Raw genomic sequence first — 13,443 nt, forward strand, 5'->3', positions numbered from 1 at the left:
ATAAAAAGTCAGTTTTACTCGACTATTAAAATGCAATCGATTGTGTTTAATACGTTATTTTTAGAATAAACACAACAATAAAGATTGATCATTATAAATATAACAAACAACCGACCGATCACTTGCTACAATTTTAAAAAAAGTGCTATTATCTGCTGCAATCTCCATGAATTTTTTCCTCTACATTCCTATTCTTTTTTGCAATGCCAATGAATTTTCAATAAATTAGTATATGTACCAATTGTAAAGTGGCTTGGAAATAACGATAGGTAATTTTTGCCAAGAAATCCTGATATCTACGACGTATTGCGTTATCAAGAAATCTTAACAAAGAAACCATTATCCAGCGAGGGAAGCCCCTCTTTTGACAAATGATAAATAATCAAAAAAAATGAATATCATTTCTATTTAACAATTATAAACAGCGAAGTAACGATTATAAATCATGAGAAAACAGGTAACAGACAGCGTCCTTTTGGTAAGGCCCTCTGTCTTCCGCAAAAATGAACAGACTACAGTCAACAATTTCTTCCAAAGGGATATTGAAAATCTCAGCATCGAAGAGGTCAATAAAGAAGCCCAAGGAGAGTTTGATGCGCTAGTAAATGAGTTGAAGTCACACGGCATATTAGTGACAGTCATTCAGGACGACGAAAAATCAGAAAGTCCCGACAGTATCTTTCCCAACAATATTGTATCCTTTCATCAGGATGGAAAAATAATCTTCTATCCCATGTTCGCTCCAAATCGCCGAAAAGAACATTTATTGGATTTCGAAGGTCCATTGAAACAGAACGGTTATTATGTAAAACTGACCAAAGATTTGAGTGATGCCGAAAACAATAAACAATATTTGGAAGGTACCGGCGCACTTGTCCTCGACCGAGCCAACCGTGTAGCCTACTGCGCTTTGTCAGAAAGGGCAGATCGCGATATGCTCGATGAATATTGCCGGACCGAAAACTATACACCGGTTGTATTCCATGCTTTTCAAACGGTCAATGGACAGCGCAGACCGATCTATCACACCAATGTAGTGCTCGCGGTAGGTGAAGATTTTGCCATCTTATGTCCACAGGCAATTGACGATCCGTCTGAACTAAACACCCTCTTGAAGAGTTTAAAAGACACAGGCAAGGAGATTATCGAGATCAATGAAAACCAGCTTGAATCTTTTGCGGCAAACTGCCTCCAGGTGAGAAATAAATATGGGAATCGCTTTATTGTCCTGAGCAATCAGGCATTATCCTCACTGACGTTGTACCAAACCGCGCAGTTAGAGAAGCATGGTAAAATTATTCACCAGGATCTCCACGTGATCGAAACATGTGGTGGCGGAAGTGTACGCCACATGATGGCCGAAGTTTTTCTTCCAAAAGAAAAAGTCCTGAGCTAGCCCTCGAGCATAATGATGCACCAAGGCAAATCGTTTTAAGTAATCCCTTGTTGCCTGATCAGGATTATTTAATAAACAAATAAAACGCCCCTTAGGAGCAATCAGCGGCCCCTAGGTGCGTTTTATTTTTAAAACATAGTGTTCCCTATTTTTCATTCTTTTAGAACGAATACCTTAATCCCAATTGGAATTGATACGGGTTACCCGAAGGTGATACGATACCAGAGTTGTTTACATTATAATTAAACTGTTGCTTCGTAACGTCAAAAGGAATCAATTTCTCTCCGGCGGCGTCCTTTCCGCCCAAAGCATATAGATTTTGATTACCCAAAGACTCATTGACGCCCCAAGTCTTTTTGAATAAATTGGCAACGTTGAAAAGATCGCCCGATATCTCCAATGCGTGGTTTTTATATAAACTGAATTTTTTCGCAATTCTCAGGTCAATTAAACCGTAAAAACCATTTACGCCACCATTACGTTCGGCTATTTTTCCTTCATATTTTTTGATATAATCTTTAAGGCTTTGACTCGCTTCTGGATTATTCAACAAATTATTCAGCCCTGTAATCAACTGTTTTGACGTATTGGGACTGTTGGGATCAAAGAGAAAGGCCAGATCATTGTCTCCCGCCACAAAGTCTCCATTGATATTTCCTCCGGCCAATAAACTATATCGTGTACCACCAATACCTGAGTAACGTACCCCCACACTAACGCCATAGAATGTTGGCAAGGTACCATAGATTACAATCTTGTTGCGGAACTGATTATTCGAATAACTCATCTTGCTCAGATCGCGCGGATCGTCTTTCACAGCCAACGATAAGGTCGCTGTATTCGCCACGTTTCCGTTGAAAGAAGTATTGTCTTTGGCATCATTCCAGGTATAGCTCACGGATATAGATCCATCTTTGAAATATTGATAACTTGCATCCAATACAACCGCAAACTGATTCACTTTTCCTTCAGAGTTTAATTCCAGTACACGTCCGAATTTATTGGAAATCCGTCCTTTTTTCCAATCCGGTGCTCCGTCAACAATCGATGCTGCGGGAACAAACACACCACGATTATCTTCATTCGTCAATCTGAAAAACGGATCCTGAACCATGTTACGATCCACATACATGTAGTTGTTACGCCCTAAATTCATATACCCTGAAAGACTCGCTTTCAACTTTTCAGTAAAGAAATGTGTATAAGATACATTGGCCTTGTATACTACTGGAATTTTAGCATCAGGTCCATAGGTATTGATCGTAGGCACCTGAAATTGTGCTAAGGTTGGTGTTTTTGACGGATCTTTTCTATACCCCACAAAATCAGGTGCGGGCACATCACTTCCACGAACATCCACCGTCGCAAAATGCTTCCCATCGAAAGTCAAATTGTTGATGGTCATATAATTGTTAATATCAGACGCGAAGACACCTGCTCCTACCCGGAAAAAGTCCTTTCGCTCTTCATTAACATCCCAAGTCATCTGGAAACGAGGCTGTACCACAAAGGATTTTAACTTATGATCTGTACGAATACCCACTTCTTTCAGCAATTCTTCGTTTAGTGGAGAAGTCGGATAATGTCCGTAATCCAACCTTAGGCCAGCAACTAGATCCAATCCCTGCGCCAACTTCGTTTGTAATTGCCCATATACACCGGCATTAAATATCTTACCGGCCACAGCTGGGTCACTTACCAAAGGAACCTCACGATAGTAAGCATATGGCTTCATGTCGTCAAAGTTTTGCATGGCCGTCTTTCCATCACTCGGTCTAAAGTGAAAGCGACCATTAACCTCACTTCCATAAATGGAGTTTGCATGGGTATACATCAAATCGACACCGAAGGTATAATTGATATTGTCGGTACTATAATAAATATTATCAACGAGCTGAAATACATTGTTTTTAAATGATTCCTGCGCAAAACGATGTCCACCCAATTGCAATGTGGTCTTTTTATCTTCTCCAGCTACTTTTGAGACTGCATCTTCTACAATTGCACGGGGAATATTTTGACTTGGTAAAAGATCTCCCGGACTACTTTTCTGATATGTATAGAGATGCTGTACTTTCAATTCATTAGTTACCTTAGGGGAAATGGTCGTACGCAAAGTTGCCAATAGACTATTATCAATGTTTTTGTCATTCCCATAAGACTCATACAAGGTTATTGGTTTATTATCCTGCAAGCCCAACTTATTGTTGTCACTTGTGAAGTTATTTCGGACCGTCAATAGGTTATTTTCATTGATCTGCCAGTCAATTCGTCCAAAAATCGCATCAGACCCTCGCTTCTTATCAAATGCGCCGTATTGACGCTCATTCCCCAATCCGTATTTTTTACGTCCCATAGAGACAAACTCATCCAAGGTCGAGTTTGTCACATTAAATCTCTTCTCATCGGCTTCAGAATTGATATCGGCAATAATCAAGGGGCGGGCATCGCGCTGATGATCCCAAGCTACAAAATAATGCAATTTGTCTTTAATGATCGGACCGCCTAATGTAAACCCATATTGATACGTTGAAAAATCATTACTCCGTTTATTCCCTCTAATATCGTATGGACTGGATAACCAATCCGCCCTCGAATAAAGCCATGCACTTCCGTGCGTTTGATTTGTCCCCTGTTTAGTCACCGCACTCACTGTTCCCCCTCCAGCTCTTCCATAAGTCACATCATACTGATTGGTAACCACTTTAAATTCACGAACGGCTTCTATTGAAATGGAGAAAGGAGCGCCACTACGGCTGGTTGTCGAACCTGCAGAAGTCGGATTTTTGGCATTCATACCATCAATGGTAAAATTGGTAGATGACCCCAGCTGGCCTCCTATATTATCTCCCTTGCTTAAAGGAGATAGATCCATCAACGAAGTAAAATTGCGACCGTTGACAGGCAATTTCGCTATATCTTTTGCTGTAACCGCGGTAGCAGCACCTAGGTTCTCGATTTTATTCTTTAGCGTACTTATTCCTGTTAATTCAACCGTTTCTAATACATTTGACGTATTTTGGATAGGAATGATCAGGCGGACAATATCGCCTTGATTTAAATTAAATCCCGAACGAACCTGTTCCCCATATCCTATATAAGTGACTTTAATTGTATATGGACCACCTAAAGGTAATTCCTTAAAGTTGAAATCGCCATTTGCATTGGTGGATGTCTTCGTTGTAAAGCCTGTTGATTCATTACGCACTTCAATTGAAGCACCATGAACCCCTTTGTTGTGCTCGTCTGTGATCTTTCCGGAAAACCCTGCTTGCGTCGTTTGGGCATAAAGACCGGTCCCAAGCGCAACAGCACAAGTTGTGAGTAGAAATTCTTTCATTTAGTTGTTGATTTTTATAATGAAAGCAAAACTAAACTGAAACTATTAACAGAAACTAAACGAAATATTATGAAATTATAAACAAAACATTTTAAAGGATGTATACCTAGAATGCAATCAGTTTTCCAACAAATAAAGTGCTATCGGAACGTGCAGTAAAACCTTCCTTATCACGCAAATACCAACAGAAATTAAATGGAAGGTTCTTTGTCGCCAATAACATAAAAACACTTCAGAAAAAAGTCAGCCGAAGCTGACTTCCTAATACAAAATCGTAAACTTAAAATCCAAAGGATTAAAATATTTGTAAAGATCCTTAAAGAGGTTATCACCATGTTTAATGTAAAGTAAAGCGAAATTCTCAGATCTTTCCTGCAGTCCTCCGCCCGGAAAGAGTTTTTCCTTAACATGATCGATGTCGGTTAAAGCATGTTGGTGATTTCGTTTCTCGGCTTTCAACAGTTTTTTTTCTAAATTATTGATCGCTTTTTTTAACCGTGCTTTTACCGCCTCTGTACTCGGTCCTAAACTTGGATCAATTTTATGGGTTCGCAACTTTATCTTACCAAAAATGGCATTCAGCTCCATCCATTCGTCATTGAGATTCAGACGTTCTTTGGTATGGCGCCGTACATATTCCTTCTTCAGCACATCTGCTGAACGAAAGATACTCTTAAACGTAAGATCAACGCGAAATAATTTAGCCGCTATTTTATCGTCTGTTATCATCGCAGAATTGCGTGGTATCAAAATTGGAAAATCGATCTGATATTGGTCAAAGTTAGACTTTAATTGCATCCAATAGACCATTTCGGCCCCACCGCCAATGTAAGCAAGATTAGGAAGTATAATTTCTTGATACATCGGCCGCATAACCACATTGGGACTGAAACGCTCGGGATAATGCTCGATTTCCTGCTCCAGCTCCGCCTTTGTAAAATAAATATTCTGATGCAATACTTCGTATCGACCGTCAGCAGTTAGCACTAGGCGTTCTCTAAATTCATCCGTTAAATAAAAGAAATTAATTTCACGTGCATGTACTTGAGTAGAAAAACCTTGTGACTCCAACTCCTCCGATCGAGAAGTTATTGCCTTAAAGCTATTTTCAGAGAAGATATCTTCCTTAATAATCGGCTTAAACAGTTCCTTCAATTCCCGATCATCCGCATCAATAATCAAAAGACCGTATGACTTAAACAGCTCATTGACCATATATCGGGTTGCATCTGCTAAACGATTGTGGTTTAGGTAGGCTTCTTCCACAATGCGTGTAAGCCGAGTAGAGTTTTCTGAAAGCCCTAAAATATTTGTATACTGCTTCACGGCGTCAACAATCGTCGTTGTATCCATTCTTCCGGTAGCAGAAACAGCCGGGGTATCCCAACTGATTTTCTTCCCAAAGACTTTGGTATGATTGATTTCTTCAAAATCATGATCTTCAGTCGCCATCCAATAGACTGGAATAAAATTTTTATCGGGATGTTTCTCCTTCAAATCTTCTGACAAACGTATCGCTGTCATGATTTTAAAAATGAAATACAAGGGTCCAGTAAAAATATTGAGCTGATGCCCCGTAGTGATCGTATAGGAATTCTGGTCGAGCAACAGTTCTATATTGGCAGCCACATTAGGAGAATTCTCTAATAGCTCGCCATATTGCTTTTGAAGGCGTTCAACGAGAATCTTCCTGTATTCAAATGGCCTCTTTTCGTCCAGTTGCTTTTCAAAACCAGCCCAGGTAGGCCAATTTCCAACAAAAGGTTTTAATGTTTCATCATGTGCTAAATAAGCCAATAAAGTCTTGGAGAAACTATTTGTTTCACTATATTCAATATAAGTTGCCTTCATCTGCAAATTGTGTTAATCTTTTGTTATTGTCAATCGATAAAGAAAATCTCCTAAAGTAACCTGAAATAGCAGGTTCTCTTTATCGTCCCAATAGTGCCAACAGGCTGTCATGACCCTGATTTTAAACAGCTATATAGCGTTTTAAATCGGGATTGTATGCGTACAAATGTATCGAGTTTGCCCCGACAAAATACTGAATTTTCACAAAAAGCCTGTGCTGCTTTTAAATTATATCATTTTACTGACAATTGCCGTGAAAAACAAATGGGTCTCCCTTTTATTCAAAGGAGACCCATTTGTTTTAATATCAAATATAAGCTAATAAAACTATTTCCTTACAATCTGCCCATATAGATCGAAATCTTCGGCACGGTCAATTTTTACCTGAACAAAATCACCAATACGTGCATAAGAATCTGCAGCAGGAATCAAGACCTCATTGTCAACCTCTGGGGAGTCGTATTCTGTGCGGCCAATAAAGTAATCACCATCTATACGATCAACCAGCACTTTATAGGTATGACCAACCTTAGACTGATTGATATCATACGAAATCCCTTGCTGCAACTCCATAATCGCTTCGACACGCTCCTCTTTTACTTCCTGAGGTACATTATCCTCCAAAGTATGTGCGTGTGTTTTTTCTTCGTGAGAATAAGTAAAACAACCTAACCTGTCAAAACGAGTCTCTTCAACCCAGTCTAACATCTCCTGAAAGTCCTGTTCAGTTTCACCTGGATAACCACAAATTAATGTTGTACGCAAGGCGATATCCGGAACTTTGTCACGTATTGCATGGACAAGATCAATCTGCTTCTGTTTTGTTGTACCTCTGCGCATAGACTTCAACATCGGATCAGATATATGTTGCAGTGGCATATCTAAGTAATTACAGATATTTGAACGTTCATTCATGGCGTCCAAAATATCCATTGGAAACCCCGAAGGATAGGCATACTGCAGTCGGATCCATTCGATACCATCGACATCAGATAAATGACGCATGAGATCAGAAAGATTACGCTTTCCATAGATGTCGAGGCCATAATAAGTTAGATCCTGCGCTATTAAAATCAATTCTTTGGTACCGTTCGAAGCAAGGAATTTAGCTTCTTTCACAAGATCTTCAATGGATTTGGAAACATGCTTACCACGCATTAAAGGAATTGCGCAGAAAGAACATGGGCGATTACACCCCTCGGCAATTTTAAAATAAGAAAAATGAGAAGGTGTTGTCAATAGTCGCTCACCGAGCAATTCGTGCCGATAATCGGCACCAATGGACGTCAATAGATCCGGCAAATCGTTCGTACCGAAAAAAGCATCAACATTGGGGATTTCAGACTGCAACTCTGGTTTATACCGTTCTGAAAGACAGCCAGTAACGATCACTTTATTGATTTTTCCCTGTTCTTTTAGATCTGAATATTGCAAGATGGCATCAATTGATTCCTGTTTCGCATTATCAATAAAACCGCAGGTATTGATCACGACAATATCATTCGCCTGTATATTGGATGCTTCATGAACAACTTCCATCTGATTGCCTTTCAACTGGCCCATCAGAACTTCACTATCGTGAATATTTTTCGAACAGCCCAAAGTCACCACGTTGACACGTGGTTTATCGATCAAAGGCGCTGGTTTCGCGTATTTTGTCTTCATATGATTAGAAGGCAGACTCTATTTAAAAAGGGAGTCTACAAATTCCTTTTTGTTAAACAACTGAAGATCACCAATTTTCTCTCCTACACCAATATATTTCACGGGGATCTTAAATTGATCGGATATACCGATAACTACACCACCCTTAGCTGTTCCATCGAGCTTCGTTAATGCTAAGGCATTCACATCTGTTGCCTGCGTAAATTGTGTACACTGCTCAATGGCATTTTGTCCTGTCGACGCATCCAAAACCAATAAGATTTCATGTGGAGCCCCCGGAACAACCTTTTGCATAACATTTTTGATCTTAGTCAGCTCATTCATTAAGCCAACCTTATTGTGCAACCGCCCTGCCGTATCTATGATACAGACATCTTCACCATTAGCGACAGCGGATTTTACGGTATCATAAGCCACTGAAGCGGGGTCTGAACCCATGGCTTGAGCGACAACACGAACGCCAACACGCTCGCCCCATAATTTAAGTTGATCAACGGCTGCAGCACGAAAGGTATCCGCAGCACCCAATACAACTTTGCTGCCAGCTTGCTTCAGCTGATGAGCCAGTTTGCCAATAGTTGTTGTTTTACCAACCCCATTAACACCCACAACCATAATAACATAGGGCTTATGCTCACCATAATTGAAATGTTCGAAATCAGCGCTATTGTTTTCTGCCAGTAACGTTTGAATTTCCTCCTTCAAGAGATTATTTAGCTCCGAAGTGGAAATGTACTTATCTCGGGCAACACGGGCTTGTATGCGATCAATGATTTTTAAAGTCGTCGTAACCCCCACATCAGAAGTAACCAAAACTTCTTCCAGATTATCCAATACATCGTCATCCACAGTTGACTTACCAACTACAGCTTTTGTAATCTTGGATAGAAAGCCTTCTTTTGTTTTTTCCAAACCCTTATCTAAGGCCTGTTCTTCTTCTTGTGTTTGTGGTTTTTTCTTAAAAAAATCAAATAATCCCATGGAATGTGTAGTGAAAATTGATGTCCAAATATAAACAAATGTCCTCAACAAAAAAAGCCCTTTCGGTAGGATACCAAAACGGCTATTTTTATCGAATTCTTTTTAAAGAAAAACTTTAAAAAAGGAAAATACTACTCGTTATTTTTGAGCTGCTGCAACTACGTCTTTCACTTTATCGTTGTGAACCATACCTTCTTTGAAAGTATACGCGCCAGTTTTTGCAGATTTAGTAGTAATAATAACCTTTGTAAATTCTTTACCGCCACCTTTTTGTAACGATGCAACTGCTTTCTTTGCCATGGTATATTAATATTTTACTTAGCATCTCTTTCAAGTGCCAAGATATGTGACTTACTTAATTTCTTTATGAACAGTAACTTTTCTCAATACTGGGTTGAATTTTTTCAACTCTAAACGCTCAGTTGTGTTCTTTTTGTTTTTAGTAGTGATGTAACGAGACATTCCCGGAAGACCACTTTCTTTGTGTTCAGTACATTCTAAGATAACTTGTACTCTATTTCCTTTTTTAGCCATTGTTTTACTTTATTTTGAATCCTATTAGGATTGAAATTTCATGAATAATCTTAATGTAACAGGCGCGACAATCAATTAGATTGAGCCTTTAACGATAAATTTATTGATCGCTGCTGTAATCCCGTTCTTGTTGATAGTCTTGATAGCAGAAGTAGATACTTTCAACGTAATCCAACGATCTTCTTCTGGAATGTAAAAACGTTTAGTTTGTAAATTTGGATAGAATTTACGTTTAGTTTTAACGTTTGAGTGAGAAACGTTATTCCCTGTTAACGCCGCTTTGCCTGTTAAATCACAAATTCTTGACATGATATTATTTTTTTGTTGTCTTTATTACAATATGTTAATACTTTGCACTCTCTGCAAAGAGTTTGCAAATATCTATATTTTTTTTTAGATAAGCAACAAGATGATTGGAATTATTTTTAAAAATAGTTCTACATAGGATGGGTATCGACAAAAATAAAGGATTTTATTGTATTATATTTGCTCTGTAAAGAAAAATAGTTTTCAACAATTCACATTTATGAACAAATATCTTCGCAAGGGTATAAGAGAAATAATCATCGGCGTCGTACTGGTGATAGGGGGATATTATCTCATGGAACAACGTTCCAACTGGTATAAGCTCGCTATGCTGATTGGAGTCATTGTATTTAGTGTCGGCTTCCTGACTTTAATCTATCGCATGATTCGTAAGGTAGACCGAGATGCCCTTATTGAGATGCGCGGGGAAGGACATAAAAAAGATAAAGAAGGGAATGCTGAACAAAACTAGAGCTGTAGTTTTAAAAACAACAAACTATTCGGAAAGTAGCCTCGTTACCCAGCTATATACCGAACATTTTGGCATGCAATCTTATCTTATTACCGGAGCAAGGAAGCCTAAAGCAAAAATCAAGGCCAATATTCTCCAACCTTTACATTTATTGGAAATAGTCGCCACACATAAAGATAATGGTTCGCTACAGCGGATCTCCGAAGCACGTCAAGCACCTGCACTGCAAGAAATACCTTACGATATCGTCAAAAGTTCGCTGGCCCTTTTTCTGAATGAAATACTTTATAAAATACTGAAGGAACAAGAACATGATAGCTACCTTTTTGAATTTATTCATCAATCCATACTTTGGCTGGATCAAAGTCATTCAAACCTGGCCAATTTTCATCTCGTCTTTTTAATAAAACTCACACGCTTCCTTGGGTTCTATCCGGCCAAATCTAAACAAGTACTCCCCTATTTCAATCTTCACGAAGCAACCTTTTCAGATAGTCTCCCCGAACATCCGCTTGTTTTACAAGAACCACATACGTCAATTTTTAGAAATTTAATTGATTCCGAATATTCAAATTGCGATCGAATTAAGATGAGCAGCTCAGATAGACAATTTTTGTTGGAGAAAGTACTTGATTTCTATCGCTTGCACCGTACAAATTTTAAAGAAATAAAATCGCTCTACATTCTCGAAGAGATTTTTCGATAAGAGTGTACGATTTAACTGAATATTTAGCATATAGACTCCAGCTAGCTATCGACTTGTCTACAATAATTGATCTCTTGGATAAATTATTGGTACATTTATTGTAACAAAGCTGAAATAACATGTAGTTTACTAACATAATTTTCACCAAAAAAAGTATTAATAATATGGAACTTAAAGAAGCCTTTTTAAAAGTTGTTCGAGACAACTATGCAAATTTTGAGGGTAGAGCCCGTCGAAAAGAATATTGGATGTTCGTTCTAGCTGTATTTGTTTTATTTTTTGCACTCGGTATCGTTGGCGGTATTTTGTCGGTTGTAAGCGATACTTTAGCGAGTTTGTTTTACGGTATCATGGGGCTAGCGTATTTAGCGTTATTGATTCCTGCGATAGCCGTTACTGTAAGAAGACTTCATGACACAAATAAATCGGGTTGGTTTATCCTGGTTTCCTTAATTCCGTTTGTTGGAAGTCTATATTTACTTTACTTAGAAATTCTAGAGGGTGATAAAGGTCCGAATCAATATGGACCAGATCCTAAGGCTGTTGAAAATGCTTCAAACCATCCTTTTAATCAAAGCCAAGATCCATTTGGTTCTGCTCGTACGCAAGATCCATTTGGAAGTTCACAAATTGGAAGTTCGCAGCCTTCAAATCCAACACCGCCGGCACCCGACAAAGATCCCTTCGCTTAGATTCTAAAACCTTATAAAAAAGCTTTCACAGGAATGTGGAAGCTTTTTTTATGCTGTGTTGCTAATGTCTATGCTTTTTCTTTTGCTGCCCGGGAGCAAATTCCCGTGCAGATCGTTCTCCATAGTATTTTTTTGCTTGCCCAGGAGGCATTTTTTTCGGTCCACGTCCATGACCGTGACTATGGTGTGTTGAATAACATGCCGACATCGAAATCATGATGACCGCAGAAAGAACTAATGCTAAAGTACGCTTCATTTTTAAATTGAAAATTTAAGTGCTTTATAAACAATTATCAGTCCAAACTCAATTATCAAAGCCTCAGTCTCATTTTTTTGCTACAAAAACCCTAAACAATATCTGCTAAAAAATAAAAAAGCCTATGCTGTTCGCATAGGCCTTTTCACAATAAATATATCTTCAATCTAATTAGATAACTCTTACATTTACCGCATTAAGACCTTTACGGCCTTGTTCAACTTCGTAAGATACACTATCATTCTCACGAACTTTGTCTACTAATCCCGAAACGTGAACAAAAATTTCGCTCTCGCCGGAGTTAGGGATGATGAAACCGAAACCTTTGGTTTCATTAAAGAATTTTACTTTACCTTCTTGCATGGCACTATATTATTAATTTCCCTAAAGGTATAGAAATAAAATCAAAAATTTTAACCTTTTTATTTTTTTTACCCGTTAAACTTTTTCATCAACTTTGGCTCCAATCTTGTAGCAATGCAGTAATAGCAATCGTATTATTAGAAAAACTTTAAGACAAAAAATATGAAAAAAATAGTGTTAGGACTGGCCTTTTTAGGTTTTATGACTCAATTAAATGCGCAACAAATGGTTAATAAAGAGTTTGTATCCACGGTGGGACGTGCAGAAGAGGAAGTAACTCCCGACATCATCTATATTGATGTGACGCTAAAAGAGTTTTATGAAAACGGTAACACCAAGAAAAAAGCGGCAATAGACAAATTAGAAAAAGATCTGTTTGATTCGGCAACAAAAGCTGGTGTCAAAAAAGAAGATTTTACCATCCAAAACATCTGGAGCTACAATGTACCGGACAAAAAGAAAAAAGACACCGATATTCTGCTTTCTAGACAGTATCGTATTAAGGTAACCAACTTGAATAATTTGGATCAATTACTCGATGGCGTAGACAAAGCGGGTATCCAAAGTACTTATATCAGTGAGTACGATTACTCGAAGAAAAAAGAACTGGAAAAAAGCTTAAAAACCAAAGCAGTATTGGATGCCAAAGTTAATGCACAGATTTTAGCAGAAGCAGCAGGGCAAAAAATCGGAAAGGCTATTGTATTGTCTGAAACACCGCAGCAGATTATCTTTGGCGTTCAGCCAATGATGCGCAATGCGATGTATAAAGGTGCGATGGAGCAAGCTGCAGATAGTGCTGGCAGTGGCGGACTTGACTTAAATATCAGACCGATGAAAGTAACAAGTGAGATCAGCGCTTCGTTCGAATTATTGTAATC

14 protein-coding genes are annotated in these 13,443 nt (G+C 38.5%); 5 read left to right on the forward strand and 9 right to left on the reverse strand.

Annotated features, from left to right (window positions below):
- Positions 1-445 precede the first annotated feature (445 nt).
- Positions 446-1,396 carry a citrulline utilization hydrolase CtlX gene (gene ctlX / locus B3139_RS04315; RefSeq protein ID WP_209577038.1) on the forward strand — a complete coding sequence of 317 codons (951 nt, stop codon included), beginning with the start codon at positions 446-448 and terminating at the stop codon, positions 1,394-1,396.
- A 160-nt stretch (positions 1,397-1,556) separates the two neighbouring features.
- Here the strand turns inward: ctlX and B3139_RS04320 are convergent, their stop codons facing one another.
- The 7 genes from B3139_RS04320 to rpmB all read right to left on the reverse strand — a co-directional run bounded on the left by B3139_RS04320 (position 1,557) and on the right by rpmB (position 10,076).
- Positions 1,557-4,736, reverse strand: coding sequence for a TonB-dependent receptor (locus B3139_RS04320; protein ID WP_209577037.1), 3,180 nt, complete (start codon positions 4,734-4,736; stop codon positions 1,557-1,559).
- Positions 4,737-4,997: 261 nt separating this feature from the next.
- Positions 4,998-6,587 carry a bacillithiol biosynthesis cysteine-adding enzyme BshC gene (bshC, locus tag B3139_RS04325; protein WP_209577036.1) on the reverse strand — a complete coding sequence of 530 codons (1,590 nt, stop codon included), beginning with the start codon at positions 6,585-6,587 and terminating at the stop codon, positions 4,998-5,000.
- Between the two features lie 327 nt (positions 6,588-6,914).
- Positions 6,915-8,252 (reverse strand): 30S ribosomal protein S12 methylthiotransferase RimO, encoded by a 1,338-nt coding sequence (rimO, locus tag B3139_RS04330; RefSeq protein ID WP_209577035.1) that lies wholly within the window; start codon positions 8,250-8,252, stop codon positions 6,915-6,917.
- Positions 8,253-8,270: 18 nt separating this feature from the next.
- On the reverse strand, positions 8,271-9,233 hold the full coding sequence (ftsY, locus tag B3139_RS04335) for a signal recognition particle-docking protein FtsY (protein ID WP_293880131.1): 963 nt from the start codon (positions 9,231-9,233) through the stop codon (positions 8,271-8,273).
- A gap of 138 nt (positions 9,234-9,371) precedes the next feature.
- Positions 9,372-9,533, reverse strand: coding sequence for a DUF4295 domain-containing protein (locus tag B3139_RS04340; RefSeq protein ID WP_070562566.1), 162 nt, complete (start codon positions 9,531-9,533; stop codon positions 9,372-9,374).
- 51 nt (positions 9,534-9,584) lie between these two features.
- Positions 9,585-9,767, reverse strand: a complete 183-nt coding sequence (gene rpmG / locus B3139_RS04345) for a 50S ribosomal protein L33 (RefSeq protein WP_002998409.1) — start codon at positions 9,765-9,767, stop codon at positions 9,585-9,587.
- Between the two features lie 75 nt (positions 9,768-9,842).
- Positions 9,843-10,076, reverse strand: coding sequence for a 50S ribosomal protein L28 (rpmB, locus tag B3139_RS04350; RefSeq protein WP_046672597.1), 234 nt, complete (start codon positions 10,074-10,076; stop codon positions 9,843-9,845).
- A gap of 217 nt (positions 10,077-10,293) precedes the next feature.
- Between rpmB and B3139_RS04355 the strand changes: the two genes are divergently transcribed.
- The 3 genes from B3139_RS04355 (at position 10,294) to B3139_RS04365 (ending at position 11,943) form a co-directional block, all read left to right on the forward strand.
- Complete coding sequence (locus tag B3139_RS04355) at positions 10,294-10,545, forward strand: signal peptidase (protein ID WP_209577031.1); 252 nt, start codon at positions 10,294-10,296, stop codon at positions 10,543-10,545.
- The gene (gene recO / locus B3139_RS04360) at positions 10,529-11,251 is read left to right on the forward strand and encodes a DNA repair protein RecO (protein WP_209577029.1); all 723 of its coding nucleotides are present in this window, start codon (positions 10,529-10,531) and stop codon (positions 11,249-11,251) included. The genes B3139_RS04355 and recO overlap by 17 nt, the downstream gene beginning before the upstream one ends.
- 164 nt (positions 11,252-11,415) lie before the next feature.
- Positions 11,416-11,943: a DUF805 domain-containing protein gene (locus tag B3139_RS04365; protein WP_209577027.1), complete on the forward strand. Its 528-nt coding sequence runs from the start codon at positions 11,416-11,418 to the stop codon at positions 11,941-11,943.
- Positions 11,944-12,004: 61 nt separating this feature from the next.
- Here the strand turns inward: B3139_RS04365 and B3139_RS04370 are convergent, their stop codons facing one another.
- The gene (locus B3139_RS04370) at positions 12,005-12,199 is read right to left on the reverse strand and encodes a quinol oxidase subunit 4 (protein WP_209577025.1); all 195 of its coding nucleotides are present in this window, start codon (positions 12,197-12,199) and stop codon (positions 12,005-12,007) included.
- Between the two features lie 171 nt (positions 12,200-12,370).
- Positions 12,371-12,562 carry a cold-shock protein gene (locus B3139_RS04375; RefSeq protein ID WP_209577023.1) on the reverse strand — a complete coding sequence of 64 codons (192 nt, stop codon included), beginning with the start codon at positions 12,560-12,562 and terminating at the stop codon, positions 12,371-12,373.
- A gap of 162 nt (positions 12,563-12,724) precedes the next feature.
- On the opposite strand from B3139_RS04375, the gene B3139_RS04380 reads away from it, so the two are divergent.
- A complete protein-coding gene (locus B3139_RS04380) occupies positions 12,725-13,441 on the forward strand; it encodes an SIMPL domain-containing protein (protein WP_209577021.1) in 717 nt (238 codons plus the stop codon).
- Positions 13,442-13,443 lie beyond the last annotated feature (2 nt).

Source organism: Sphingobacterium sp. UBA1498, from assembly GCF_002325125.1.
GTDB lineage: Bacteria > Bacteroidota > Bacteroidia > Sphingobacteriales > Sphingobacteriaceae > Sphingobacterium.